This is a genomic window from Vannielia sp. (genome assembly GCF_029212645.1).
GTDB lineage: Bacteria > Pseudomonadota > Alphaproteobacteria > Rhodobacterales > Rhodobacteraceae > Vannielia.
On record NZ_JARGND010000027.1, the window covers coordinates 1 to 24,684 of the forward strand.

Here is a 24,684-nt window from a genome sequence, read left to right on the forward strand (position 1 = left end):
GATTTAGGTTCTGGCGCCGCGAGGCGTGGGGGTTCGAGTCCCTTCACCCGCACCATTCTCACAAGTTTGAACGGCGCGGTCGGTACCTTGTTTGAGGTCGACCTGCGTTCGAACGGGCGCACCACTGGCTCCTTCCTGTGAAGTGTCAGACGGTTTTGACCTTCACCTCATCAGCCAGCCCAGATCGAGAATGCGGCATTGCCGCCGTTCGTGCAAACCGCGGCGAACGGCTCAAAAGAGCCCAAAAAAGACATTGATATTTGGATCATATCGGCGTCACGAGGGCTATGGGGTGTTGTTTGGAAACAGGCGTTAACCTATGGGAGCGCGCTAATACATGCAGATGGAAACCCAATTGAAATACGCGATTATCTTCACTCGATTGTCCAAAATTGAGCCGACCGAGATTATTGATCACATGTCCGATCCACGTGTTGCAGAGCACATGCCGCTTCTGACTTTCAAATGGGATGAAGTTGCCGTGGCCAAATTTGTCGCCACTAAAGAGGAGCGCTGGAGCCGCGATGGACTTGGGCATTGGGCCATACAGTCAAACAATAAATATGTCGGGTGGGGTGGTTTTCAGAAGGAAGGTGACGAGTGGGATTTCGGTCTGGTCCTACGGCCTGACGCCTTTGGTCTTGGTACACGTATTTCGAAAAAGGCAATTGAGTTCGCCGTTGCCGACGAACGTATTCCTTTCGTGACATTCCTTTTGCCGCCGTCCCGCAAAAACCTAGGTGCTCTCGAAAGACTTGGGGCAAGACGTATCGGTGAAATCGAATACGATGGGGCAACATTTCTCAAGTATCGACTAGAGACTGAATGAACACTTTGTCCGCGTTGCGCACCTTGGCACATGGCGCGATGAAGGTCCGGTCTGGGGTGATAAGGTTTTATGGTTGGTCAATGTGGTTTGATGCGGGTGCCTGATGGATTTCAGGAAATCCGGTGTATCCTGCTTGTCGTGCGCGAAGGTTTTGCATCTTTGGTGAAAGTTGCCGCAGCTCTTTTTGAACGTTGCTGGCGGCGCTCGATTTTCAAAGAAAAGCGATTGGGGCCTTCGTGTTAGCTGCCGAAGGCCCCACCCCGCACCAGAGCAAAGCGCCCCGGCAAACCCGGCGCGGGGACGGGCCGATGAGTGGGTTTCCAGTGGAAATCACCGATAGGCGGCCTTGGGGATGCGGCGATGAAGCGCGCAAATGGGCCTGCCTGCGCACCAGAATCGGGGTTGATCCCCCGCCGCACCCAAACTAGTAAAGCCCAAATCGAATTCTGGCCGCCCCTTTGGCGGCCTTTCCCGTTCAAAGAGGACGCACATCATGCAGGTCAACGAGACCCTCAACGAAGGTCTGAAACGCGGCTACGAGATCACCATTCCGGCGAGCGATCTTGAGGCCACCGTCACCAGCAAGCTCGAAGAGGCTCGCCCCGATGTTGAGCTGAAAGGCTTTCGCAAGGGCAAGGTGCCGATGGCGCTGCTGAAAAAGCAGTTTGGCCAGCGCTTGATGGGCGAAGCCATGCAGGAAGCTGTAGACGGCGCGATGTCCAAGCACTTTGAAGAGTCCGGCGACCGCCCTGCGATGCAGCCTGACGTCAAGATGGTCAACGAAGACTGGAAAGAGGGCGACGACGTGACCGTGGCGCTCAGCTACGAAGCGCTGCCCGAGATCCCCGAGGTCGACCTGAAGGCTGTGAAGCTTGAGAAGTTGGTTGTGAAGCCCGATGACGAGGCCGTTGATGAAGCGCTTCAGGGCCTCGCCGATCAGGCGAAAAACTTTGAAGACCGCAAGGCCGGCTCAAAGGCCAAGGACGGCGATCAGGTTGTGATGGACTTCGTCGGCAAGGTTGACGGCGAAGCCTTTGAAGGCGGCTCGGCGGAAGATTTCCCGCTGGTGCTTGGCTCGGGCCAGTTCATCCCCGGCTTTGAAGAGCAGCTGACCGGCGTGAAGGCCGGTGAGGAGAAGGCCGTTGAGGTGTCTTTCCCCGAGGAATACCAGGCCGAGCATCTGGCCGGTAAGGCTGCGATTTTTGATTGCACCATCAAGGCCGTGAAGGCCCCGGCCGCGGCCGAGATCAACGACGAGCTGGCCAAGCAGTTTGGCGCTGACGATCTGGACGCCCTCAAGGGCCAGATCCGGGAGCGTCTTGAGGCCGAGTATGGCGGCGCGGCACGGGCTGTGATGAAGCGCCATCTGCTTGACGAGCTGGACAAGCTGGTCACCTTCGATCTGCCGCCGACCCTGCTTGACGCAGAAGCCGGCCAGATTGCCCACCAGCTGTGGCACGAGGAAAACCCCGACGTTGAGGGCCATGACCACCCCGAGATCACCCCCTCCGATGAGCACAAGGAACTGGCAGCGCGGCGCGTTCGCCTTGGCCTGCTGCTCGCTGAGCTTGGCCAGAAGAACGAGATCGAGGTGACCGACGCCGAGATGACCCAGGCGATCATGGGCCAGGCGCGCCAGTATCCGGGCCAGGAGCGCGAGTTCTTTGAGTTCGTGAAGACCAACGCCCAGGTGCAGCAGCAGATGCGCGCCCCGATCTTTGAAGACAAGGTCGTTGATTACATCTTTGAGCTTGCCGATGTGAGCGAGAAAGAGGTCAGCAAGGACGAGCTGAAAGAAGCCGTTGATAAGCTGGAAGACGACGAATGATGTGACCTGTCCACAGGTGACAGGTTAAAAAAGGGCCGCCCGCTGGGTGGCCCTTTTGCTATGGGAGACGGGATGGATTTTTTCGAACGCTTGTGCGGCTTTGCCGAAACGTCGCCGGAGGCGGTGTATGAGGGGCTTCAGCCCGAAGAGGGCGGCGGGCTGCGCTCACGGGTGAATGGCAGGGTGTTGCAGCCGGGCGTTTTGGAGCGGGTCACCACGCGCGGTATGGGCGTGCGGCCAAAGCGGGGCAAAACGGTGGTGCGCCAGGTGGTGGGCGAGGCGGCGGCGCTGCATTTGGCGCATCCCGGCGCGCTCTTTCAGGTGGCCTCGCAGTTCAACCTGCTGGAGATGATCGGGCCGCACCGCACTCCGGCGCAGGGGATCACCTGTTATGAGAGCGATCGCACCCAGGGCCCGGCCTGTGCCATGGCTTGCGCGGCGGGCACGATCTGGCGGAATTACTTTGTGCAGCACGGCGGCGCGCGCGGCCAGTGTGAGCGCCAGATTGATACGCTCGCCGCGCTCGGGGATGCCTTGGGCAATGATGAGGGCGATCTTTGGGACATGCAGAATGGCTATGCGCTGCCCCGCCCCGGCGGGCTGGAGGCGGTGGCGGAGCGGATCAACGGGCGGGTTGACGCTTATCGCGGCTTGCTGGAGCTGGGCCTGCAACGCGACAGTGAGGTGACGCTGGAGGGCGGGGGCCACAGGGTGAGCCAGATCTATTGCTCGGCGCTGCCGGTGGCCTATGGCGGCGCTGGACCGTGGGAGCCTTTTGCCCGGCTGGTGCTGGAAGAGGCCTATGAGGCGACGCTGGGGGTGGCGGCGCGGCTCAAGGTGCCAGTGTTCCTGACGCTGCTTGGAGGCGGCGCCTTTGGCAATGAGCGGGCGTGGATCTTAGACGCGATGAGCCGGGCTTTGCGGCTTTATGCAAACGCGGGTCTGGAGGTGGCGGTGGTAAGCTACGCAAGCCCGGATGCGGGTGTGGAGCAGATGATTGCCGGGCTTTAGCTGGCGCGGCGGCGCGGGGCGGGCTACACCGGGGCGGGGCAGATGAGCCTTGAGCGGGGACGCAATGGCGCGAAACACTGAGGCAAAGGGCGGATTGGCCGGGCTGGGCTGGCGGGCGTTCTTTGCGCAGCAGACAGACATTGACGAAATGGAACGCACCCCGCCGGTGCGGGTGACGCAGGTGCATCGCAACGGGCTATACGTGCTGGGCGAGGAGATCGAGGCGCTGGTGCCCCCCGGCCCCGATGCCACGGTGGGCGATTGGCTGATGTATGATACCGATGCCCCGGCGCGCAGCCGGGTGCTGGAGCGGATCAGCATCATCAAGCGCCGCTCGGCCGGGCTTGAGCGCCGGATGCAGAGCATCGCCGCCAATATCGACACGACCTTCATCGTGACCTCCTGCAACAATGATTTCAACCTAGCGCGGCTGGAGCGCTATATCGCGCTGGCGTTGGAGGCTGAAACCCAGCCGGTGATCGTGCTCACCAAGCCTGACCTTGCCGAGGATGCAGATCGCTACGCCGAGGAGGCGGGCAGCATCTCTGATCTGGTGCCGGTGGTGGTGGTAAACGCCAAGGGCGGCGGTGTGAGCGAGGCGCTGGCCGCGTGGTGCGGTGCGGGGCAAACGGTGGCGTTTCTCGGCTCGTCCGGGGTGGGAAAATCGACATTGACCAATGCCTTGGCCGCCGGAGCGGATGTGGCCACGCAAGAGGTGCGCGAGGATGATGCGCGCGGGCGGCACACCACCACGCGCCGCCAGTTGCACTTTGTGCCCGGCGGCTGCGCGGTGCTTGACACACCGGGGATGAGAGAGCTGCAACTGGCCGATGCGGAAGCCGGGATTGGCGATTTGTTCTCGGATCTGCGGGACTTGGCCACCGAGTGCAAGTTCAACGATTGCGCCCATGAAAGCGAGCCGGGCTGCGCGGTGCTGGCGGCGGTTGAGCGCGGCGAGATTGATGCCGCACGGCTGGCCCGCTGGAAAAAGCTGGTGGCGGAAGAGCGGTTTAACACCGAGAGCCTGACAGACCGTCGCATGCGCGACCGGGCCTTTGGCAAGATGGTGAAGCGCACGATCAAGGGCAGCCGCAAACGGTGAGGGCGGGGGCTGCGCTGCGCCCCTAAGCTGACCTGAGCCGCAAGAGCTGAACCCGATCCCGCCGCCGCGCTGGGATCAGGCGGCGGCGGGTGCGTTTGGCGGGCTTAGAGCGTGATGCGGAACAGCATGAAGCCGTCCTGGCCGTCGCCTGCGGGTTCAATGGTGACGCCCTCGATGGTTGAAGCGAAGTCTGCCGCCTTTGGGCCGGTTTCAAACAACACCGAGGTGCCGGGCATGGGCGCGAAGGTCCAGTTGGCATCGGCCTTGGGGGTAATTGTGCCTTTCTCGACGATGTAGCGCACGATCACATCGCGGTTGGTATCGGGGCCTTCAAACACCACGGTGGAGCCATCTGCACCGGGGAAGCTGCCGCCGCCCGAGGCGCGGTAGTTGTTGGTTGCAACCACGAATTTTTGCGCGGGGTCAATGGGTTCGCCGTTGAACTTCAGGTCGGTGATGCGGCTGGCATCGGGGTTGAGCGGCTCGCCCTTGGGGCCGAACTTTGAGGGCTGAGACAAGTCGATCTGGTAGGTCACGCCGTCGATGATATCATAATTGTAGCTGGGGAAATCGGGGTTGAGCAGGAGGGCATCGGTGCTGCCCGGCTCGACCTGATTGAACATGCCAGCGGAGCGCTCCAGCCAGTCTTTTACTGTGGCGCCGTCAATCACCACGGCGCGCACGGTGTTGGGGTAGAGGTAAAGGTCGGCCACGTTCTTGATGGCCACATCGCCCACCGGAACATCGGTGTAATACTCCGGCCCACCACGGCCACCGGCCTTGAAAGGGGCGGCGGCAGAGAGAATGGGCAGCCCCTCCCACTCGGTGCCTTGCATCATTTGCTCGATATACCAGACTTGGGCGTTGGACACGACCTGCACCGAAGGATCATCGGCCACGAGGGCGAAGTAGCTGTGCAGCGGCGTGGCGGTTTTGCCAACGGCGCGGCGGATGTAGGCGAGGGTGTCTTCATGCTCCGTGCGCACGCTGTCGAGCACGGCTTGATCATCCTCGACCAGCGCGGTGATGGAGCGGTCTTCGTTGCGCTTGGAAATGGGGCGCGCCTCGGAGGAGTGGCCGGTGACGCGCCATCCCGCGCCATCCCGCTCCAACATCAGATCAATCAGGCCAAGGTGGCTGCCCCAGAAGCCGGCCATGGCGGCGGGCTTGCCGTGGATCGTTCCCGCCTCGGCATCAACGGCGGCGAAATCGGCGTAGGTCGACGACGGGAACACAAGGTGGCTGTGGCCGGTCATGATGCAATCAATCCCCTCGACGGTGGCGAGCGGCACCGAGGCGTTTTCCATCATGTCGCTTTCATTGGCAGAGCCAATGCCGGAGTGCGAGAGGGCGATGATGATATCGGTGCCTTTCTCCATCATTTCCGGCACATAGGCGCGGGCGGCCTCAACGATGTCCCGCGCCTCGACATTGCCTTCAAGGTGCTTGCGGTCCCAGTTCATCACCTGGGGTGGCACGAAGCCGATGATGCCGATCTTGATCGGGTGGGCCTCGCCTGCGCCGTCGGTGATGGTGCGGGTGAGGATGGTGTAGGGCGGCAGCAGGGTGTCATCCTCGGTGGGGGTTGCGCCCTTGGTTTTGGCGATATTGGCGCAAACCACCGGGTAGCCTGCCTTGGCGAGCGACTTCATCAGGAAATCGAGGCCATAGTTGAACTCGTGGTTGCCCAAGGTCGAGGCCTCGATGCCGACGGTGTTCATGGCGGTGATGACGGGGTGCTCGTCCCCCTCTTTCATGCCGCGTTCATAGGCGATGTAATCGCCCATCGGGTTGCCTTGCAAAAAGTCGCCATTGTCGAGCAGGAGCGAGTTGGTCGCCTCGGCGCGGATGTCCTTGATGATAGACGCGGTGCGCGACAGGCCGACGGTATCGACCGGTTTGTCGCTGTAATAATCGTAGGGGTAGACGTGAACGTGCAGGTCGGTGGTTTCCATCAGGCGCAGGTGGGCCTGGCCAGCCTGCGCGCGCGCCGAGAAGGGGTGCAACAGGGTGAGCGAGGTGGCGGCTGTTGACGCCAGAAAGCCACGGCGGGTGAGTTGAAATGGCATGGGTCTGTCCTTTTTGTGGTGCGTTTTCACTGGTTTGGCCCAGCGGTGTAACGCGCGTATGTCAGCTGCGCAGGCCGGTTTCGTGGAGCAGCCCAAGGCGCTTGGCCTCGTAGTAGTAGCCACGGGCATACCAGCCGATGGCCTCGTCCATATCCCCGCCAGACACCATCCAGGCGCCGCGCAGGTACTTCCCGGCGTATTTGAGGTTGGTCTCGGCATCGAGCAGCTCGGACGGCGGGCCACGGTGGCCCATAGTGCGCGCGGTTTGCGGCAATATCTGCATCAGCCCCCAATAGGGGCCGTTGCGGGCGCGGGGATTATGGGTGCTTTCGCGGATGCAGACCCGGTGGATCAGCTCTCGCGGGATCTGGTGGATGGCGGCATATTTGTTGATCAACGCGCGCAACTCGGGCGTTTCTTGCGGGTAGAGCGGCGGATTGAAGGTATCGCGGCGGGACTTGGGCGCCTTGGACCCACCGGCGCACGCGGCCAGCGGGAGGGTGGCGAGCAGGGCAAGGAAGTGGCGGCGAGTCGTCATGGTATCAGGGTGGCGCAGGTTTGAGCGCTTGGCGAGGGGGCTTCGGCGTAACAGTGGGGATTTTTGCCGAAGCATAGCGGCGCTTGCCCAACATTTGCCTCATTTCGGCGGCTGCATCGGATAAAACCGAGTCGAGGATCATTGGGATGGGGCAGTCCTTTACAACAAATGGCGCGCCAGATGAGCGCGCTGTGGAGTGGTTGAAAAGCCAGAGCCAAGCGGTGTGGGCACAGGTGATCCGGGGGTTGGACGAGGATGAAACCCCGCATGACGTGCTGACATGGATGATTGGGCGGCGCGAGATGGACCGGGCCAATGCGGTGCGGCTGTTCTGGGCGTTGTTTGACGCGGAAATCTGGGTGAAAGCGCGGGACAACCGGGAGCGGCTGGCGGATATGCAGCGGCTGGCGGCGCGGATCGAGGCGGGGTTTTACACCGTGTCGGCGCTGGAGGTGAGTTGGCGGGAGGCGTTTTACTTTCGCTGTGCCTTCAAACAGGCGGTGCGGGAATATCGGCGCGATGGGTTTGATGAGCGGCGAGCGGCTTTTGCGATCCCGGCAGAGCTGTTCAAGCCGATCACGGGGCAGGCGGTGCCAGCGCGGCCTGCGTTGCGCCCGGCGCACGGGTTGACGGGCAAGGCACGCTGCGCGGCAGAGCGCCTGGGCACGGCCACGGTGGATGCAGGCGCGGCAGAGATGGCGCGGCGGGCGCGCGTGGCGGTGCGTGGCTGGTGGCTTTCACGGCTGGGGCAGGTGGCGGTGTGTATCGCCATGCCGATGGGCGTGGTCGCTGCGTATTACCTTGTCACCGATCAGGTGGGTGACGCGCTGGCACGCGTGGGGTTTTAGGCCGGGGCGTGGCGAGGTTTGCCCGTGTAGCATGGTGACGGTGCGGATAGGTTTGGGGCCATGAAAAAGGCCGCGCTTTGGGGGCGCGGCCTTTTTGATTTTTCATGCAGAAGGGCGCGCTATCAGGCGTCCTTGTCCTCGGCGGCGTCTTCCTCGGCGGAGGCGTTGCTCTCTGCCGGGCCGTCAGCCAGATCGTCATCGTCCGAAGCGGCAGACCCGATATCGTCAAACAGCTCGGAGATTTCGAATTCGGCGGCGGCTTCTTCCTCGGCGGCGAGATCCTGGATGGATTTGCCGGAGGCCTGAAGCTCGGCTTCTTCGGGGGAGCGGGCAACGTTGAGAGTGACCTCAACCGCCACTTCCGGGTGAAGCTCGATGTGGACGGTGTGCAGACCGAGGTCCTTGATCGGACGGGCCAGCGCCACCTGACGCTTGTCAACGGTGAACCCGGCCTCGGTGGCGCAATCGGCGGCGTCACGCGGGGTGACGGAGCCGTAGAGTGCGCCCGAGTCGGAGGCGGAACGAATCACGATGAACTGCTGGCCGTCGAGCGAGCCTGCGGCGGATTCTGCCTCTTTCTTGGTTTCAAGGTTGCGGGCTTCGAGCTGAGCTTTCTCGGTTTCGAAGCGGGCGATGTTCACGTCATTTGCGCGCAGGGCTTTGCCCTGGGGCAGCAGAAAGTTGCGAGCGTAGCCTTCCTTGACGGAGACGACTTCGCCCATCTGACCCAGCTTTGCGACGCGTTCGAGAAGGATGATATCCATGAGGGTCTCTCCTTACTTTACGGCGTAGGGCAGGAGGGCGAGGAAGCGGGCGCGCTTGATGGCGCGAGCGAGTTCACGCTGCTTCTTGGCCGAGACTGCGGTGATACGGGAAGGCACGATCTTGCCACGCTCAGAGATGTAGCGCTGGAGAAGACGGGTGTCTTTATAGTCGATCGCTGGCGCGTTGTCCCCGGAGAAGGGGCACACCTTACGACGGCGGAAAAATGGTTTTGCGGCCATGGCTTATGGTCCTTTCTTAAGGCTGGATCAGCGACGTTCGCGGCGACGGTCGTCGCGCTCATCACGCTTTTGCATCTGCACCGAGGGGCCCTCGGAGTGCTCGTTGACCTTGATGGTCAGAACGCGCATCACGTCATCATGCAAGCGCATCAGGCGTTCCATCTCCTGCACGGCCGTCGCGGGAGCGTCGGTGCGCAGGTAGGCGTAGTGCCCCTTGCGGTTTTTGTTGATCTTGTAGGCCATGGTCTTCACGCCCCAATACTCGTGGTCAACCAGCTTGCCGCCGTTGTCACCGAGGATGGAGCCGAAGTGTTCGATCAGGCCTTCGGCCTGTGCGCCGGAAAGGTCCTGGCGCGAGATAAAGACATGCTCGTAGAGCGGCATGTGCGTCTTCCTTTTGTTTCGAGCGGGCTTCAAAGCCGGGGCGATAAGGCTCTTCGCCGCCCCGGCACGAGTGGTTCCGCTGTTCAATCAACTTGGCGAAGAGATGCGGCCTTATACGCGGGCAGGCGGGTGATGCAAGGCTTTTGGGCCAAAGTGGTGGCTGTGCCGGGGGGAGAGCGGCATTCGGGCGGGTGTTGCCGAAAGGCTGCGCGGCGGCGGTGATGCGGGCGCGGGTTTGGAAATTTGGCGCACCCCGGCGGCGGTTTGGGCCATGATGGCGGCAGGGACCGCCAAGAGTAACCCTTTGCAATGAGGCCAGATACGCCATGGTATCCATCGACGCGCAGGACAATCTACACCAGCCCGAAGCGCCGCTGCGCACCCGTGAGGTGACAGGCGGCTATGTGATTAGCGAAACCGGGGATCGTGCGCCCGCACGGGCGATGGGCCGCTTTTTGGGGGTCAGTTTTATCATGGCGGGGCTGGTGCTTTTGGCGGTGCCAATGGGCGGAGACCTCACGGTGAAGGGCCTTGTGGTGCTGGGGCTGCTCATTGCGGGCGGGATATTGGCCGTGCGCGCGGGCACCGGTGGGCGGATGGAGTTGGAGGTTGATATTGCGCGGGGGGTGTTGCGCAGGCGGCGTGTGGTTTCAAAAGACAGGGCGCATCTGGTTGCGCAATGGGGTTTTGACGAGGTGCTTGGCCTTGACGTGGACAGGAAGCATGGCCACGGGGCGCTGATGGTGGACCTGGGCGGCAAGCGGCGCGCACTTTTGAGCGGCGATGCCGATGCGCTGAGGGCGGCGGCCTGCCGGATCGGGGGCGATTTGCTGGACGCGCGCCAGACCGTCTGAAACGAAGCTGACACTCTGATGACAGGCTTCAGGTTATGGGGTTGTTTGTGCACAGTATGCGCGTGGTAGCGCATGTTCTGTGCGCTGGTGCGTATTGTGTTCTGGACCGCAAATCCCTCATGTGAGGGTCAGAATTGAGACCAACCTGAACGCCATAATGAGGACAAATGACCTGATGAAGACCCTTTTTCTCGCCAGTGCGCTTGCGCTGACCGCCGCCCCCGTTTTGGCCGACCCGGAGACCTATGTGGTGGATGCCAGCCACAGCCAGATCGTTTTTAGCTACGATCACATGGGCTTTTCGCGGACGGTCAGCATGTTTTCGGGCTTTGACGGTGAAATCCAGTGGGACAAGGCCAACCCGGAGGACAGTTCGGTGACGGTGAGCTTCCCCGAAGACAGCCTGATCACCGGCTGGGATGAGCGCACACAGCACCTGATGAGCGGTGATTTCTTTGGCTCGAACGAGGCGACGGATATCAGCTTTGTGTCGACCGGCATTGAGCAGACCGGCGAAAGCACCGGGCTGATCACCGGCGATCTGACGGTGAACGGTGTGACCAAGGAGGTTGTGCTGGATGCGGTGCTGAACGGGCAGACCGATAACCACCCGATGGCCAACGTGCCCTGGGCCGGGTTCAGCGCGACCACCAAGCTGCTGCGCAGCGACTTTGGCCTTGGCGGCTTTGCCCCGGTGGTAGGCGACGAGCTGACGGTTGAAATTTCGATCGAGGCGATGAAGGCCGAGTAAGCCTGTCGTTTTGATTGGAGAAGGATTGGGCCGCCGGGGGAAACCCTGGCGGCCCTTTTTTGTGGTGTGGGGTGATCCCCCCGCCAGAGCGGCGCAAAAGCCCGCCCGCCCACCCCTTTCGCGCCGCTCCGGCGGGGGGCGTTGCGCGATTGGGCGTTAGTCGGCCCGTGTGGCGGTGAGGGAGATGGTGAGGGTGACGGGAAAGGCGAGTGTGCCTTCGTCGCTATAGCTGGAGCCGATATCAAAGTTGCGCCGATCCACGGTGGTGGTGCCGGTTGCGGTGGCGGTATCGCCGGTGATCGTGAGGGTGAAGGGCAGCGGGACAGCGGCGGTTTGCCTTTGAGGGTGAGGGTGCCATCAAGCGTGAGGCTGCCATCGGGGGCCTCGGTGATGGGGCCGCTGTAGGTGGCGGTGGGGAAGGTGGCGCTATCAAAGAAGTCGGCCCCCTGGGCCTGCGCCGAGACAGAGCTGAGCTGGAGGCTGGGGATAGCGATTTGCGCCGTTGCCGCGCCCTTGGTGGGGCCGCTGGCGTTGGGATCATAGGTGATGGCGGCGGTGAAATCGGGGAAGGAGCCGCTCACCTCGGCCCCCATCTGGGTGATGGTGAGGGCAATGGTGCCTTCGGTGACAGTCCAGGCGTTTTGCGTGGCAGGCGCGGAGGCGGCGGGCGCGAGGGATTGGCCCTCTGGTGTGGGGGCCGTGGCGGGGGCGGTGCCGGGCATCAGGGCGATGAAGGCGGCGACCGTGACGGCGGCGAGGGCGGCCATGGCGGGCAGGGCGTGGTGGTGCGGCGCGGGGGGCGGGGTGATGGAGGGGGTACCGGCCATGCGGGCGAGGGTATCGTCGTGATCTATCAGCGCGTGCTTGAGCGCCCCGGCGATATGCAGCAGCACCGAAAGCAGCAGCAGCGTCGTGAGCGCCCAGTGCAGCGAGGCGGCATTGTGGGCGAGGCTTTCGGAATTTGGGATCAGCGGCAGGCCCTGGCCGAGGGGCCACCAGATGGGGGCGAATCCGGTGCTGGCGGCATGGGTGATCCAGCCCGAAAGGGGAACGAGGATGAGCAGCAGGTAGAGCGCCCAATGGGTGGCGGCAGCGGCAAAACTTTCAAGCCGGCGGTCCGGGTGGAGGGGGTGGGGCTGTGATTGCGTCAGCGTCCAGAGGATGCGGGCCAGCGCGACGGCGAGCGCGAGGATGCCCAGCGTTTTATGGGTGGAGAAGAGCAGCGCCTTGGTGGTGAGTTCGCTCTGGGTTTCATAGGGCCAGCCTTCGGCCACTTTGCCGAGCGGAAAGAGGGTGAAGATCAGCAGGACGGTGATCCAGTGAAAGGCGCGGGAAAGGGGGCCGTAGCGGGCGGGGGTATTGGCGAGGGGCATGGGTGTCTCCAAGAGTTTGGGCGATCCTAGGGGTTGTGGTGGCGCGCGCAATTCCTGCGGTGTGGGGGTTTGCTGTGCGATAGTGCACGGAGAAAATTCAGCCGCTCAGGGGGAGTGCGCCATTGGGGGGCGCTTGTCCGGCGGGGTGGGACGCGCTAGGGAGGGGAAAACCACGAAGACGAAGAAGGAGGGGGCGATGAGGGCATTCATTTTTCCGGGACAGGGCGCGCAGGTGATCGGCATGGGCCGGGCGCTGGCCGAGGCCTATCCGGCGGCAGCGGCGGTCTTTGAAGAGGTCGACGAGGCGCTGGGCGAAAAGCTTTCAACGCTGATCTGGGAAGGCGAGGCGGAAGAGCTGACGCTCACAGCCAATGCGCAGCCCGCGCTGATGGCGACGTCGATGGCGGCGATGGCGGCGCTGGGCGCGGAAGGGGTGAGCCTTGAGGCGGCCTCTTACGTGGCCGGGCACTCGCTTGGGGAATATTCGGCCCTTTGCGCGGCGGGCACCTTTAGCCTGGCTGATACCGCGCGGTTGCTGCGCACACGCGGGGAAGCGATGCAGGCGGCGGTTCCGGTGGGCGATGGCGCGATGGCGGCGATCCTTGGGCTCGACTTTGCCGGGGTGGCCAGGATTGCCGAAGAAGCCGCTGAGGGCGGTGTGTGCCAAGCGGCAAATGACAACGATCCCGGGCAGGTGGTGATTTCGGGCGAAAAGACGCAAGTGATGGCGGCGTGCGACATGGCCAAGGCGCAGGGCGCCAAGCGGGCGATGCTGTTGCCGGTGTCTGCGCCCTTCCACTCGGCGTTGATGCAGCCTGCCGCCGAAGTGATGGCGCGTGCGCTCGACGAGGTTGATATGGCACAGCCCAAGGTGCCACTGGTGGCCAATGTGCTGGCGCATGATGTGGAAGATCCCACCGCCATTCGGGCGTTGCTGGTGGATCAGGTCACCGGTGCGGTGCGCTGGCGCGAGAGCGTGGCGTGGATGGCCGAAAAAGGCGTGACGGAGATGTGGGAGATTGGCGCGGGCAAGGCCCTTTCGGGCATGGTGCGCCGGATCGACAAGACGGTTGCGACGCGCGCCATTGGCACGCCGGATGATGTAAAGGCCGCTGTGGCGGCGCTGGCTGAGGAGTGACGGGCATGTTTGATCTGACGGGGAAGTGTGCGCTGATCACCGGTGCTTCGGGGGGAATCGGCGGCGAGATCGCGCGGGCGCTGCATGGCGCGGGCGCGACCGTGGGGCTGAGTGGCACCCGAGAGGAGCCGCTGAAAGCGCTGGCCGATGAGCTGGGCGAGCGGGCGCATGTGCTGCCCTGCAACCTTGGCGATGCGGAGGCGGTAAACGCGCTGCCAAAGCAGGCGATCGAGGCGATGGGCGCGCTGGATATTCTGGTGAACAACGCTGGTGTGACCCGTGACAACCTGTTCATGCGGATGAGCGAGGAGGAGTGGGCGCAGGTGATCGAGGTGAACCTCACCGCCGCCTTCCGGCTGTGCAAGGGCGTGCTGCGGGGCATGATGAAATCGCGCTGGGGGCGGATTATCAACGTGTCCTCCGTGGTGGGCGCTACCGGCAACCCCGGTCAGGCCAATTATGCCGCCTCCAAGGCGGGTTTGGTTGGCATGTCAAAGAGCCTTGCCTATGAGGTGGCCAGCCGTAATATCACGGTGAACTGCATTGCGCCGGGCTTCATCACCACGGCGATGACCGAGAAGCTGACCGAGGATCAAAAGACGGCCATCATGGGCCAGATCCCGGCAGGACGAATGGGGAATGCGGGCGAAATTGCTGCGGCGGCGCTCTATCTGGCGAGCGACGAAGCAGGCTACACCACGGGCACCACGCTGCATGTAAACGGTGGCATGGCAATGCTCTGAGCCGCCGGGGTGGGGGGCGCGAAAGCGTTTGCCTCCCCATCAGAACATGCTATAGGCGGCGCACATTTCGAGCGGTCCCGAGACGATTTCGGTGGCGGCAGGCAACGGCGCATGTGTACACTTGTTGCACCTCTGGGCGAGGAATATGGCGGGTCTATCCCGCGAAACTGACGAGGATATTGGATCATGAGCGACATCGCTGATCGGGTTAAGAAAATCGTTGTGGAACACCTCAGCGTGGAAGAGGACAAAGTCACCGAGAATGCGTCGTTCATCGACGATCTGGGTGCAGACAGCCTCGACACGGTTGAACTGGTCATGGCCTTCGAAGAAGAGTTTGGCATCGAAATCCCCGATGACGCCGCCGAGACCATCCAGACCTTTGGTGACGCGGTTAAGTTCATCAAGGAAGCCAGCTAAGGCTTTCGCGCCACGGCGCACCGCATGAGAATTTTGAAACGGCGTCCTTCGGGGCGCCGTTTTGCTTTGGCCGGTTGAGCGGAGCCATGCGCTGGGCCTCGCCACAGGGCAGGGGGTGCGCTAGGCTGGCGGGGCAACCCGAGAGGTGCCCGAGAGGTGAACGTGATGCGGTGGACCTTCCCTTACAAAGCACTGGCTTTGGCTGTTGCGCTCTGGGGCTTTGCGCAGGGCGCGGTGGCGCAGGGCTACAGCGAGCCGCAAAGGGGCAGCGAGACTCGCCAGGATATCATGGATGCGATCCGTCCGCAGGCTGAGTGGAGCTTTGCGCCGCCGGTTGAGTTTGTGGTGGGGGAGATGCGGGTTGCGGTGGATGTTGGCTTTGTAACCGTGCGGGCGCAGCGCCCCGGTGGGCAACCGATTGATATTTACACCACGCCCGCCGCGAGGAGGGGCGAGATTGATCCGCAGGTCGGCAACGGGCCAACGATGGAAGTGCTGCTGCAAAAGTCCGGACGGGTTTGGGTGGGGGTGCATTATGGCATCAATTCCTCGGAAGGCTGGTGGTATGATCCGGTGAACTGCCCGATCTGGGCGGTGGTTTTGCCGGAAGTTTGCGAGTGAGGCTGCGGGATCGGCCATAACCCCCAACATGGCGGTATTTGCGGGCGGAAAGCTGCGGTGAGAGGCGGGTGTGATCTTGCCGCGCCGGGGGAAGTGCGTATATCAGGGATAACAGAAAAAGACGGGGGTTGAGCAGAATGCGTCGTGTCGTGATTACCGGATTGGGTGTGGTGTCTCCGCTCGCCTGTGGCGTGGAAGAGACCTGGAGCCGTTTGCTGGCCGGTCAGTCAGGGGCGGCGACGATCAGCCGGTTTGACGCCAGCCACCTGGCCACCACCTATGCCTGCGAGTTGCCGATGGGCGATGGCAGCGATGGCACTTTCAACCCGGATGACTGGATGGCCCCGAAAGAGCGCCGCAAGGTTGATGATTTCATCCTTTATGGCATGGCCGCCGCGGATCAGGCGCTGAAAGATGCAAACTGGACCCCGGAAGATGAAGAGAGCCGCTTGCGCACTGGCGTGATGATTGGCTCGGGCATTGGCGGGCTGAACTCCATCGCTGAAACGGCGGTGACGCTCAAGGAACGTGGGCCGCGACGGGTGAGCCCGTTCTTCATTCCCGGCGCGCTGATCAACCTTGTGAGCGGGCAGGTGGGCATTCGCTATGGCTTCAAGGGGCCAAACCATGCGGTTGTGACCGCGTGTTCCACCGGCGCGCATGCGATTGGCGATGCCGCGCGGCTCATCCAATGGGGCGATGCCGAGGTGATGGTTGCCGGGGGTACCGAAAGCCCGATCAGCGAAATCGGGATTGCCGGCTTCAACGCCTGCAAGGCGCTCAGCACCAAGCGGGGCGACGCCCCTGAAACCGCGAGCCGCCCTTATGACGAAGACCGTGACGGCTTTGTCATGGGTGAGGGCGCGGGTGTGGTTGTGCTGGAGGAATACGAGCACGCCAAGGCGCGCGGCGCCAAAATTTACGCCGAAGTGCTGGGCTATGGCCTTTCGGGCGATGCCTATCACATCACCGCGCCTGCCGAAGATGGCAATGGCGGCTACCGCGCCATGGAGGCCGCGCTGAAACGCGCTGAGCTGACCCCGGATGCGGTGGATTACATCAACGCCCATGGCACCTCGACCATGGCTGACACCATTGAGCTGGGCGCTGTTGAGCGGCTGATGGGCGATGCGGCGAGCAAGGCGACGATGTCGTCAACCAAGTCGTCGATCGGCCACCTGCTGGGCGCGGCGGGCGCTGTGGAAGCGATTTTCTGTGTGCTGGCGATCCGCGATCAGGTGGCACCGCCGACGATCAACCTGGATAACCCCGCCGTGACACCCAAGCTTGATCTTGCACCCAACGCCAAGCGCGAACGTGAGATCAACGTGGCGATCTCCAACAGCTTTGGCTTTGGTGGCACCAATGCGAGCCTCGTTCTGGGCAAGGTCAACGACTGATGTGGCGGGCACTGGCCTCGAACGGGCTGACGATCATAATCGTGATAATGGTCGCGCTTGCCGTGGCCGTAGGCTGGGCACAGAACCGCTATGTGGCCGAGGGGCCGCTGAGCGAGGCGATTTGCTTGCAGGTGAAACCCGGCACCAGCATGCGGGCTGTTAGCCGTGAGCTGGAAGAGCGCGGGGCGATTGGCTCTGACATGCTGTTCCGCATGGGCGCGGATTACACCGAGCGCACGCCGCTGCTGAAGGCAGGCTCGTTCCTGGTGGAACCGGGAGCCTCGATGGAGGAGATCACCCGCCAGATCACCACGGCGGGCCCTTCAACCTGTGGCACCGAGGTGATTTACCGGGTGGGCATTAACAAGGCCGAACTGGTGATGCGCGAGTTGGACCCGGCCACGCAGGAATACGTGGAAGTTGTCAAGTTTGATCCGGGTGAGGCCGAAGCCCCGGCGGAATACCTGGACGGCACCAAGGGATCGGACGTGCGCTACCGGGTGACATTGGCCGAGGGCGTGACCTCATGGCAGGTGGTCGACAGCCTGAGCCGCGCGGGCTTTTTGACCGGTGAGGCCGAGGTGCCGCCGGAAGGCTCGCTGGCGCCGGACAGCTATGAGGTGCGCAAGGGGGCCGAGATCAAGCCCTTGCTGGCGCGAATGCAGGCCGCGCAGCAGGTTATTCTGGCGGAAGCCTGGGAAAACCGCGCGCAGGGCTTGCCCTATGACACGCCGGAGGAGGCGCTGATCATGGCCTCCATCGTGGAAAAGGAAACCGGGGTGCCAGAGGAGCGCCGTCAGGTGGCTAGCGTGTTTGTGAACCGCCTTGAAGCGGGCATGAAGCTGCAAACCGACCCGACGGTGATTTACGGGATCACCGAGGGGCGGGGCGTTTTGGGCCGGGGTATCCGACAGAGCGAGTTGCGCGCCCGCACCCCCTACAACACCTATGTGATCGACGCGCTGCCGCCGACGCCCATTGCCAATCCGGGGCGGCTCAGCATTGAAGCGGCGCTGAACCCCGACAGCACCGACTATGTGTTCTTTGTGGCTGATGGTACGGGCGGACATGCCTTTGCCACCACGCTGGAAGAGCACAATGAAAACGTGGCCCGCTGGCGCGAAATCGAGGCGGAGCGCTCGGGAAACTGAGCGCTCCGGCCTTTCCGTTTGATCGCAGCGGTTTACCCGGAGTTGCGCAGCAAACGTAAAGAAAACCCTAACGGAACAAACGGTTAGACGGCGCGGCGGCAGCGGTTTTGCTTGACTTTGCGAACGCTCCAGCCTATACCTTTAAGCACGATGGAACAGTTGGGCGCGGCTCCTCTCACTTGAGAGCGGCCGTTTTTTTGTGCCCGATTTTCCGAGGTGGGACCTAAGTGAGAGATCGTATGACGAATGAACCCGACCGAGAGGACGGGGCCGCAGAAGGCATGCTTTCTGCGGCGGAGCAGCTTGTGAGTGAGAGCGTGGGGGCGTTCTCGGAAGCCATGGCGGAGTGGGAGGGGGTGCAACCTCCCGGCCCGGCGCTGGCCCGGTTAAGGGCTTTGCGGCGGGCGCTCTTTGCCGCGTATCAGGAGAGTGATCTTGTTCAAGAGCATCAGGGGCGAAGTGGCCCTGGATCAGGACGTGGAGGCAGCAACGCCGAGGCCAGTGGAAGCGCCGGGCACCTCGACCTTGACGCCGCACGAGATGAAATCGGCCGCCGTTTGGCTCGCCTCCGTGGGGCAGGCGGAACAGACGGCCTTCCTTGACGGGCTGAGTGAAAACGCGCTGGCGGCCTTGCCCTGGCTTTTCGAGGTTTGGGCTATGCCACACCAACTGCCGCCAGAGGGCGATTGGCGGACCTGGGTGATCCTTGGCGGGCGCGGGGCTGGCAAAACCCGCGCCGGGGCGGAGTGGGTGCGCGCGCAAGTGGAAGGGTCGGGGCCGATGGACCCCGGCCCGTGCCGCCGCATCGCGCTGGTGGGAGAAACGATTGATCAGGTGCGCGAGGTGATGGTGTTTGGCGATAGCGGCATCCTTGCCTGCGCCCCGCCCGACAGGCGGCCCGAATGGCAGGCCGGGCGCAAACAGCTGATGTGGCCCAATGGTGCGGTGGCGCAGCTGTTCTCGGCGCATGATCCCGAGGCGCTGCGCGGGCCGCAGTTTGATGGCGCCTGGGTGGATGAATTGGCGAAATGGAAGAAGGCGCAAGATGCCTGGGACATGCTGCAATTTGCGCTGAGGCTTGGGGATGATCCGCGCATTTGCGTGACCACGACGCCGCGAAACCAGCCGCTGCTGAAAGAACTATTGGAGCGTGACAGCACGGTGGTGACAAAGGCCAGCACCGAGGCAAACCGCGCCAATCTGGCCCCCGCTTTCCTTGAGGAAGTGCAGCGGCGTTATGCCGGCACGCGGCTGGGGCGGCAGGAATTGGACGGCGTGTTGCTCGACGAAATCGAGGGCGCGCTGTGGTCGCACACGGGGCTGGAGGCGGCACGGGTTGCCAGCCCGCCACCGCTTGAACGGGTGGTGGTGGCGGTTGACCCTCCGGTAACCGGGCACGCAAATTCGGACGCCTGCGGCATTGTTGTGGTGGCGCTGGAGGCGGGGGCCGAGAGCCCGCAAGACTGGCGCGCGGTGGTGCTGGAGGATGCCTCGGTAGAGGCGGCCAGCCCGCTGCACTGGGCGCGCGCAGCGCTGCGCGCCGCCGAGCGGCACGGCGCTGACAGGGTTGTCGCCGAGGTGAACCAGGGCGGCGATCTGGTGGAAACGTTGCTGCGCCAGCTTGACCCTACGGTGCCATTCCGCGCGGTGAGAGCCTCACGCGGGAAGGTTGCAAGGGCCGAGCCGGTGGCTGCGCTTTATGAGCAGGGGCGGGTGCGCCATATGCCCGGGCTGGGCGCGCTTGAGGACGAAATGTGCCGGATGACGCTGCAAGGCTACGCGGGCAGCGGCTCGCCCGACCGGGTGGATGCGCTGGTATGGGCGCTGAGCGAATTGATCCTCGTTCCGGCAGCCAAATTCAGCCGTCCGATGGTGCGTACGCTGTAGTTACGAAATTTAGAAGAATTTTAACGATAACTCTATCAAGCCGAAACGCTGAGGGACGCAGAGCCTTTCCCGGCGCAAGACGACTAACCAAAAGGAGATGACGGATGGTCTTCGACTTCCTCAAGCGGGAGCGGGGCGGCGGGCCTGTGCCCGAAGCCAAGGCATCGGCCACTGGTCCGGTGATCGCCTATCATGGCGCGGGCCGGGTGGCCTGGAGCCCGCGTGATACGGTTTCGCTGATCAAGCACGGGTTCACCGGCAATCCGGTGGGCTTTAGAGCGGTGAAGATGATTGCTGAAGCCGCAGCCGCCGTGCCGTTGGTGTGCGAAGACCGGGAGCGGCGCTATGAGAGCCATCCGGTGGCCGACCTGCTGGCGCGGCCCAACGGGGCGCAGGGGCGGGCGGAAATGCTTGAGGCGCTGTTCGGGCAGATGCTGCTCTCGGGCAATGGCTATGTTGAGGCGGTTGCGGGCGGTGATCTGGCGATGCCGGTGGAGCTGCATGTGCTGCGTTCGGACCGGATGAGCGTGATCCCCGGCAGCGATGGCTGGCCGATTGGCTATGAATATCAGGTAGATGGCCGCAAGCACCGGTTTGATGCCTCGGGCGGGGCGATGCCGATCTGCCATATCAAGGCGTTCCATCCGCAGGACGACCATTATGGCCTGTCCCCGCTGCGGGCGGCGGCCACGGCGGTGGATGTGCATAACGCGGCGAGCAAATGGTCAAAAGGTTTGCTCGACAATGCGGCGCGGCCTTCAGGGGCGATTGTTTACCGGGGTGCGGATGGGGCGAGCCAGCTCACGGCGGATCAATACACGCGGCTTCAGGACGAGATGAGCACCTACCATCAGGGCGCGGCCAATGCGGGCCGACCGATGCTGCTGGAAGGCGGGCTGGACTGGAAGCCGATGGGCTTTTCGCCTTCCGATATGGAGTTTCAGGAGACCAAGGAGGCCGCCGCGCGCGAGATCGCCACGGCCTTCGGAGTGCCGCCGATGCTGCTGGGTATTCCGGGGGATGCGACCTACGCGAACTACCAGGAGGCCAACCGCGCCTTTTACCGGCTCGCGGTGCTGCCCCTGGTGAGCAAGGTCGCCACCGCGCTGGCCGATTGGCTTTCGGCGCTTGGTGGAGAGGTGGTGCGGCTGAAGCCCGACCTCGACCAGGTGGCGGCGCTTGGCCCGGAGCGTGAGGCGCAGTGGCGGCGGGTGGCGGAGGCCGATTTCCTGAGCCCTGCCGAAAAGCGCTCGATGCTGGGTTTGCCGCCGCTTCTGGAGGCGGGTGACAATGAGTAACCGAGGAGAAAAGCAAGCGATGGCAATGGATTACGGGCCGGATTTGGAGCTAAAATTTTGCGCGCCAGAGGCGAAGCTGAAGGTGAGCGACGGGCTGGAGATTGCAGGCTACGCCTCGCTCTTTGGCGCGGCTGATCAGGGTAATGATGTGGTGATGGCGGGGGCGTACGCCCGCTCGCTGAAGGCGATGACCGCGAGCGGCAAGAGCGTGAAGATGCTCTGGCAGCATGATCCGCGCGAGCCGATCGGCATTTGGGATGAGGTGCGCGAGGACCGCCGGGGCCTTTATGTAAAAGGTCGCCTGTTGCCGGATGTGACCCGCGCCCGTGAGGCCGCCGCACTGATCGAGGCGGGAGCGATTGACGGGCTCTCCATTGGCTACCGCACTAAGCGGGCCGAAAAGAATGCGCAGGGCCAGCGGCTCTTGCACGATCTGGAGCTTTGGGAGGTGTCGCTTGTGACCTTCCCGATGCTGCCGACTGCCCGGCTGTCCGGGGCCAAGGGGGATGCGGCGGATGTCGCGCCCGAGCGGCCCAATGACGGCGGCTGGCACGAACTGGCGGAGGCGCTACGCGCTGCAAGCCGGGCCTTGGCGGGCTGACGCCGGCCGTTTCGACAGCGGCGCGGCCCTCGGGCCAGACCGCGACCAACTGCAATAGGAGAAAGCTGCCATGAGCACTCCCGAGACTGGGTCCGGGGGCGGGCGGAGCCTGCCCGAAACCACCGGACCCGTGGCCGAAGTGGCTTCGGCCCTCACCGTTTTCCTGGGTGAATTCAAGACCTTCCAGGATAACTTTCACAACCGACTTCAGAAACAGGAAGAGCGACTGACCATGCTCAACACCAAGACCATGACCTCCGGGCGTCCAGCCCTTGCCGCCGCTGCCGAAGCCGAGGCGCCGCATCAGAAGGCCTTTGAGGCCTATCTGCGCAATGGCGACGACGATGGGCTGCGCGGCCTCGAGCTGGAGGGCAAGGCGCTCTCGACGGCGGTATCGGGTGACGGCGGCTATCTGGTGGACAGCCAGACCGCTGACACCATCAAGACCGTGCTTGCCAGCACCGCCAGCCTGCGTGCTGTTGCCAATGTGGTGACGGTTGAGGCGACCTCGTTTGACGTGCTGATCGACCGCGCTGATCTGGGCTCTGGCTGGGCCACCGAGACGGCCTCCAGCGTGGAGACCGATACGCCGCAGATCGAGCGCATCACCATCCCGCTGCACGAGCTTTCGGCGCTGCCCAAGGCAAGCCAGCGGCTACTGGACGACAGCGCCTTTGACATTGACGGCTGGCTCGCTGACCGGATCGCCAAGAAGTTCTCCCGTGCAGAAGCGGCGGCCTTCATCAACGGGGACGGCATCGACAAGCCCAAGGGTATGTTGACCCACACCATCGTGGCCGATGATCTCGCCACCTGGGGTGAGCTTGGCTATGTGGCCACTGGCGTGAACGGTGATCTGGGGGACAGCGATGGCCTGATTGATCTGGTTTACGCGCTGCCTGCCGAATACCGTGCTGGCGCGACCTTTGTGATGAACTCGAAAACAGCGGGCACGGTGCGCAAGCTGAAAGACAGCGATGGCCGCTTCATGTGGTCGGATGGTCTGGCGGCGGGAGAGCCGGCGCGCCTGCTCGGCTACCCGGTGCTGATTGCCGAGGACATGCCCGACATTGCCACCGATGCCACTGCGATTGCCTTTGGTGATTTCGCGGCGGGCTACACCGTGGCCGAGCGCCCCGACCTGCGGGTGCTGCGCGATCCCTTCAGCGCCAAGCCGCATGTTCTGTTCTACGCGACCAAGCGCGTGGGCGGCGATGTCAGCGACTTCGAGGCGATCAAGCTGCTGAAATTCTCGGCCTCGTAAGGGGGTGAGAATCCGTTCAGGCCGTGGCTCCGCAGGGAGGTGCGGCCTGGGGGGAGCCACGGGCGCAGGGTGAACCCTTCTGCGCTGCCAATGCTGCTCCCCTCCGTCCGGGTGGGGCGGGAGGCTTGCGACCCGTGGTCACCATCTGCCGCTTTGCCCACCGAGGGCAGCAGGCAGAGCCGGGCGGAGATCAAGGCCCTTTTCGGGAGACGAGAAATGATTTTGACCGAGTTGACCTCGGTGCCCGCAGCGGCGCTGCCGGTGACCGAATTCAAGTCCCATCTGCGGATGGGCACCGGCTTTGCCGATGAAGGGGCCGAGGACGGGCTTCTGGAATCCTTGCTGCGGGCGTCGCTTGCGGCGGTGGAAGCCTGGACCGGGAAGGTGCTGCTGGAGCGGGATTTTCGCTGGGTTCTGGCGGGCTGGCGCGGCGCGGATGCCATGGCGCTGCCAGTGGCTCCGGTGCGCCGGATCTCCGCCGTAAAAACGGTAGACCTGCTGGACTGGGAAAACTTTGTTCCCACCAGCGCATACCGGCTGGAGGAAGACACCCATCGCCCACACATCAGGGCCTCGGGTGGGAGCCTGCCGCAGGTGCCAAAAGGTGGCAAGCTGGTGATCGAGTTTGACGCAGGCTTTGGCCCGGTCTGGGCCGATGTGCCCGCCGATCTGGCGCAGGCGGTGTTGCTGCTCGCCGGGCATTACTACGAATACCGCCATGAGGCGCGCCAGGGAGATGGGGTGATCCCCTATGGCGTGTCGGCGCTGATTGAACGTTGGCGCAGCGTGCGCATGGGCTTTGGCGCAGATCGCGGAGGCCGGGCATGAGCAAGCCTCCTGTTCTCAACCGCAAGCTGGTGCTGGAGGCCCCCGAAAGGTTGGCCGATGGCGCGGGCGGCTACACCACCCAATGGGCCGAGTTGGGCCAGCTTTGGGCCGAGGTGAAGGCTGGCTCGGGGCGCGAAACGGCGGATGGGCTGCTGACGGTATCGTCGGTGCCTTACAAGATCACCGTGCGTGCCGCGCCGCCAGATGCCCAGAGCCGCCCACGCGCTGAGCAACGTTTTCGCGAAGGGCCGCGCACCTACCTGATTTTGGCGGTGGCCGAACGGGATGTGCAGGGCCGCTATCTGACGTGCTTTGCCCGCGAGGAGGTTTCGGCATGAGCTATGGCGCAGCTGCGGCCCTTCAGGCGGCCGTGTACCAGGCCCTTACTAGCGATGCGGCGATTGCCGCGCTGGTGGGCAGTGACATTTACGATGCCGCCCCGCCGGGCACGCCGCCCGGCACCTACATCAGCCTTGGGGGTGAGGAGGTGCTGGCCAGAAATGACGGCACCGGCACCGGCGCGCTGTTTCGCTTTACCGTCAGTGTCATCACCGATGCGGCGGGCTTTGCTGGCGCCAAGGAGATTGGCGGGGCGATCAGTGACGTGCTGCACGAAGCGCCGCTTAACCTCAGCCGGGGCCGGTTGGTGAGCCTCTACTTTGAACGCGCGCGCGCCCGAAGGGTGGGCACGGGCGATCAGCGACGGATTGATCTGCGCTTTGCCGCGCGGGTCGAGAACTGA

Annotated in this window: 25 protein-coding genes and 1 pseudogene; 20 read left to right on the plus strand and 6 right to left on the minus strand. The window is 63.5% G+C overall.

The genetic code is table 11. The features are described from left to right. Positions 1-337 precede the first annotated feature (337 nt). The 4 genes from P1U55_RS10005 (at position 338) to rsgA (ending at position 4,770) form a co-directional block, all read left to right on the plus strand. Positions 338-829 carry a GNAT family N-acetyltransferase gene (locus P1U55_RS10005; RefSeq protein WP_301047437.1) on the plus strand — a complete coding sequence of 164 codons (492 nt, stop codon included), beginning with the start codon at positions 338-340 and terminating at the stop codon, positions 827-829. A gap of 493 nt (positions 830-1,322) precedes the next feature. Continuing rightward, positions 1,323-2,657 carry a trigger factor gene (gene tig / locus P1U55_RS10010; protein WP_301047438.1) on the plus strand — a complete coding sequence of 445 codons (1,335 nt, stop codon included), beginning with the start codon at positions 1,323-1,325 and terminating at the stop codon, positions 2,655-2,657. 72 nt (positions 2,658-2,729) lie between these two features. Next, complete coding sequence (locus P1U55_RS10015) at positions 2,730-3,668, plus strand: hypothetical protein (RefSeq protein WP_301047439.1); 939 nt, start codon at positions 2,730-2,732, stop codon at positions 3,666-3,668. A 64-nt stretch (positions 3,669-3,732) separates the two neighbouring features. Beyond that, on the plus strand, positions 3,733-4,770 hold the full coding sequence (gene rsgA / locus P1U55_RS10020; protein ID WP_301047440.1) for a ribosome small subunit-dependent GTPase A: 1,038 nt from the start codon (positions 3,733-3,735) through the stop codon (positions 4,768-4,770). Between the two features lie 104 nt (positions 4,771-4,874). On the opposite strand, the gene P1U55_RS10025 is transcribed toward rsgA, so the two are convergent. Both P1U55_RS10025 and P1U55_RS10030 read right to left on the minus strand, forming a co-directional pair. Continuing rightward, positions 4,875-6,839: a bifunctional 2',3'-cyclic-nucleotide 2'-phosphodiesterase/3'-nucleotidase gene (locus tag P1U55_RS10025; RefSeq protein WP_301047441.1), complete on the minus strand. Its 1,965-nt coding sequence runs from the start codon at positions 6,837-6,839 to the stop codon at positions 4,875-4,877. Between the two features lie 61 nt (positions 6,840-6,900). After that, positions 6,901-7,377 carry a lytic transglycosylase domain-containing protein gene (locus tag P1U55_RS10030; RefSeq protein WP_301047442.1) on the minus strand — a complete coding sequence of 159 codons (477 nt, stop codon included), beginning with the start codon at positions 7,375-7,377 and terminating at the stop codon, positions 6,901-6,903. Positions 7,378-7,523: 146 nt separating this feature from the next. On the opposite strand from P1U55_RS10030, the gene P1U55_RS10035 reads away from it, so the two are divergent. Continuing rightward, complete coding sequence (locus P1U55_RS10035) at positions 7,524-8,225, plus strand: hypothetical protein (RefSeq protein ID WP_301047443.1); 702 nt, start codon at positions 7,524-7,526, stop codon at positions 8,223-8,225. A gap of 122 nt (positions 8,226-8,347) precedes the next feature. On the opposite strand, the gene rplI is transcribed toward P1U55_RS10035, so the two are convergent. The 3 genes from rplI to rpsF are packed head-to-tail and all read right to left on the minus strand — an operon-like array spanning position 8,348 to position 9,613. Beyond that, the gene (gene rplI, locus P1U55_RS10040) at positions 8,348-8,989 is read right to left on the minus strand and encodes a 50S ribosomal protein L9 (protein WP_301047444.1); all 642 of its coding nucleotides are present in this window, start codon (positions 8,987-8,989) and stop codon (positions 8,348-8,350) included. 12 nt (positions 8,990-9,001) lie between these two features. Continuing rightward, positions 9,002-9,229 (minus strand): 30S ribosomal protein S18, encoded by a 228-nt coding sequence (rpsR, locus tag P1U55_RS10045; protein WP_005852865.1) that lies wholly within the window; start codon positions 9,227-9,229, stop codon positions 9,002-9,004. Positions 9,230-9,256: 27 nt separating this feature from the next. Beyond that, positions 9,257-9,613 (minus strand): 30S ribosomal protein S6, encoded by a 357-nt coding sequence (gene rpsF, locus P1U55_RS10050; RefSeq protein WP_301047445.1) that lies wholly within the window; start codon positions 9,611-9,613, stop codon positions 9,257-9,259. A gap of 326 nt (positions 9,614-9,939) precedes the next feature. Between rpsF and P1U55_RS10055 the strand changes: the two genes are divergently transcribed. Together P1U55_RS10055 and P1U55_RS10060 are read left to right on the plus strand one after the other, a co-directional pair. Next, on the plus strand, positions 9,940-10,467 hold the full coding sequence (locus P1U55_RS10055; RefSeq protein ID WP_301047446.1) for a hypothetical protein: 528 nt from the start codon (positions 9,940-9,942) through the stop codon (positions 10,465-10,467). A 175-nt stretch (positions 10,468-10,642) separates the two neighbouring features. After that, the gene (locus tag P1U55_RS10060; RefSeq protein WP_301047447.1) at positions 10,643-11,218 is read left to right on the plus strand and encodes a YceI family protein; all 576 of its coding nucleotides are present in this window, start codon (positions 10,643-10,645) and stop codon (positions 11,216-11,218) included. Positions 11,219-11,610: 392 nt separating this feature from the next. Here the strand turns inward: P1U55_RS10060 and P1U55_RS10065 are convergent. Beyond that, positions 11,611-12,591: pseudogene (locus P1U55_RS10065) on the minus strand (cytochrome b/b6 domain-containing protein); the annotation flags it as partial. A gap of 196 nt (positions 12,592-12,787) precedes the next feature. On the opposite strand from P1U55_RS10065, the gene fabD reads away from it, so the two are divergent. From fabD to P1U55_RS10130, 13 genes are all read left to right on the plus strand, one after another. Continuing rightward, complete coding sequence (gene fabD, locus P1U55_RS10070; RefSeq protein ID WP_301047448.1) at positions 12,788-13,729, plus strand: ACP S-malonyltransferase; 942 nt, start codon at positions 12,788-12,790, stop codon at positions 13,727-13,729. Between the two features lie 5 nt (positions 13,730-13,734). Beyond that, positions 13,735-14,472: a 3-oxoacyl-[acyl-carrier-protein] reductase gene (gene fabG / locus P1U55_RS10075; protein WP_301047449.1), complete on the plus strand. Its 738-nt coding sequence runs from the start codon at positions 13,735-13,737 to the stop codon at positions 14,470-14,472. A gap of 186 nt (positions 14,473-14,658) precedes the next feature. Next, on the plus strand, positions 14,659-14,892 hold the full coding sequence (locus tag P1U55_RS10080) for an acyl carrier protein (RefSeq protein WP_121898256.1): 234 nt from the start codon (positions 14,659-14,661) through the stop codon (positions 14,890-14,892). Between the two features lie 165 nt (positions 14,893-15,057). Then, positions 15,058-15,513: a hypothetical protein gene (locus P1U55_RS10085; protein ID WP_301047450.1), complete on the plus strand. Its 456-nt coding sequence runs from the start codon at positions 15,058-15,060 to the stop codon at positions 15,511-15,513. Between the two features lie 137 nt (positions 15,514-15,650). Next, the gene (gene fabF, locus P1U55_RS10090) at positions 15,651-16,913 is read left to right on the plus strand and encodes a beta-ketoacyl-ACP synthase II (RefSeq protein WP_301047451.1); all 1,263 of its coding nucleotides are present in this window, start codon (positions 15,651-15,653) and stop codon (positions 16,911-16,913) included. Further along, entirely contained in the window at positions 16,913-18,064 is a 1,152-nt protein-coding gene (mltG, locus tag P1U55_RS10095) for an endolytic transglycosylase MltG (protein ID WP_301047452.1), read from the plus strand. The genes fabF and mltG overlap by 1 nt, the downstream gene beginning before the upstream one ends. A 540-nt stretch (positions 18,065-18,604) precedes the next feature. Further along, positions 18,605-19,951 carry a terminase family protein gene (locus P1U55_RS10100; RefSeq protein ID WP_301047479.1) on the plus strand — a complete coding sequence of 449 codons (1,347 nt, stop codon included), beginning with the start codon at positions 18,605-18,607 and terminating at the stop codon, positions 19,949-19,951. Positions 19,952-20,055: 104 nt separating this feature from the next. Then, the gene (locus P1U55_RS10105) at positions 20,056-21,249 is read left to right on the plus strand and encodes a phage portal protein (protein ID WP_301047453.1); all 1,194 of its coding nucleotides are present in this window, start codon (positions 20,056-20,058) and stop codon (positions 21,247-21,249) included. Between the two features lie 25 nt (positions 21,250-21,274). After that, complete coding sequence (locus P1U55_RS10110) at positions 21,275-21,850, plus strand: HK97 family phage prohead protease (protein WP_301047480.1); 576 nt, start codon at positions 21,275-21,277, stop codon at positions 21,848-21,850. Between the two features lie 70 nt (positions 21,851-21,920). Next, entirely contained in the window at positions 21,921-23,114 is a 1,194-nt protein-coding gene (locus tag P1U55_RS10115; protein WP_301047454.1) for a phage major capsid protein, read from the plus strand. A gap of 216 nt (positions 23,115-23,330) precedes the next feature. Next, positions 23,331-23,942, plus strand: coding sequence for a head-tail connector protein (locus P1U55_RS10120; protein WP_301047455.1), 612 nt, complete (start codon positions 23,331-23,333; stop codon positions 23,940-23,942). After that, positions 23,939-24,280: a head-tail adaptor protein gene (locus P1U55_RS10125; protein WP_301047456.1), complete on the plus strand. Its 342-nt coding sequence runs from the start codon at positions 23,939-23,941 to the stop codon at positions 24,278-24,280. The genes P1U55_RS10120 and P1U55_RS10125 overlap by 4 nt, the downstream gene beginning before the upstream one ends. Beyond that, positions 24,277-24,684, plus strand: coding sequence for a DUF3168 domain-containing protein (locus P1U55_RS10130; RefSeq protein ID WP_301047457.1), 408 nt, complete (start codon positions 24,277-24,279; stop codon positions 24,682-24,684). The genes P1U55_RS10125 and P1U55_RS10130 overlap by 4 nt, the downstream gene beginning before the upstream one ends.

Coding starts and splice junctions, on each gene's coding strand:
- P1U55_RS10005 (WP_301047437.1), top strand. CDS start 338: ATGCAGATGGAAACCCAATTGAAATACGCGATTATCTTCACTCGATTG.
- tig (WP_301047438.1), top strand. CDS start 1,323: ATGCAGGTCAACGAGACCCTCAACGAAGGTCTGAAACGCGGCTACGAG.
- P1U55_RS10015 (WP_301047439.1), top strand. CDS start 2,730: ATGGATTTTTTCGAACGCTTGTGCGGCTTTGCCGAAACGTCGCCGGAG.
- rsgA (WP_301047440.1), top strand. CDS start 3,733: ATGGCGCGAAACACTGAGGCAAAGGGCGGATTGGCCGGGCTGGGCTGG.
- P1U55_RS10025 (WP_301047441.1), bottom strand. CDS start 6,839: ATGCCATTTCAACTCACCCGCCGTGGCTTTCTGGCGTCAACAGCCGCC.
- P1U55_RS10030 (WP_301047442.1), bottom strand. CDS start 7,377: ATGACGACTCGCCGCCACTTCCTTGCCCTGCTCGCCACCCTCCCGCTG.
- P1U55_RS10035 (WP_301047443.1), top strand. CDS start 7,524: ATGGGGCAGTCCTTTACAACAAATGGCGCGCCAGATGAGCGCGCTGTG.
- rplI (WP_301047444.1), bottom strand. CDS start 8,989: ATGGATATCATCCTTCTCGAACGCGTCGCAAAGCTGGGTCAGATGGGC.
- rpsR (WP_005852865.1), bottom strand. CDS start 9,229: ATGGCCGCAAAACCATTTTTCCGCCGTCGTAAGGTGTGCCCCTTCTCC.
- rpsF (WP_301047445.1), bottom strand. CDS start 9,613: ATGCCGCTCTACGAGCATGTCTTTATCTCGCGCCAGGACCTTTCCGGC.
- P1U55_RS10055 (WP_301047446.1), top strand. CDS start 9,940: ATGGTATCCATCGACGCGCAGGACAATCTACACCAGCCCGAAGCGCCG.
- P1U55_RS10060 (WP_301047447.1), top strand. CDS start 10,643: ATGAAGACCCTTTTTCTCGCCAGTGCGCTTGCGCTGACCGCCGCCCCC.
- fabD (WP_301047448.1), top strand. CDS start 12,788: ATGAGGGCATTCATTTTTCCGGGACAGGGCGCGCAGGTGATCGGCATG.
- fabG (WP_301047449.1), top strand. CDS start 13,735: ATGTTTGATCTGACGGGGAAGTGTGCGCTGATCACCGGTGCTTCGGGG.
- P1U55_RS10080 (WP_121898256.1), top strand. CDS start 14,659: ATGAGCGACATCGCTGATCGGGTTAAGAAAATCGTTGTGGAACACCTC.
- P1U55_RS10085 (WP_301047450.1), top strand. CDS start 15,058: ATGCGGTGGACCTTCCCTTACAAAGCACTGGCTTTGGCTGTTGCGCTC.
- fabF (WP_301047451.1), top strand. CDS start 15,651: ATGCGTCGTGTCGTGATTACCGGATTGGGTGTGGTGTCTCCGCTCGCC.
- mltG (WP_301047452.1), top strand. CDS start 16,913: ATGTGGCGGGCACTGGCCTCGAACGGGCTGACGATCATAATCGTGATA.
- P1U55_RS10100 (WP_301047479.1), top strand. CDS start 18,605: ATGAAATCGGCCGCCGTTTGGCTCGCCTCCGTGGGGCAGGCGGAACAG.
- P1U55_RS10105 (WP_301047453.1), top strand. CDS start 20,056: ATGGTCTTCGACTTCCTCAAGCGGGAGCGGGGCGGCGGGCCTGTGCCC.
- P1U55_RS10110 (WP_301047480.1), top strand. CDS start 21,275: ATGGATTACGGGCCGGATTTGGAGCTAAAATTTTGCGCGCCAGAGGCG.
- P1U55_RS10115 (WP_301047454.1), top strand. CDS start 21,921: ATGAGCACTCCCGAGACTGGGTCCGGGGGCGGGCGGAGCCTGCCCGAA.
- P1U55_RS10120 (WP_301047455.1), top strand. CDS start 23,331: ATGATTTTGACCGAGTTGACCTCGGTGCCCGCAGCGGCGCTGCCGGTG.
- P1U55_RS10125 (WP_301047456.1), top strand. CDS start 23,939: ATGAGCAAGCCTCCTGTTCTCAACCGCAAGCTGGTGCTGGAGGCCCCC.
- P1U55_RS10130 (WP_301047457.1), top strand. CDS start 24,277: ATGAGCTATGGCGCAGCTGCGGCCCTTCAGGCGGCCGTGTACCAGGCC.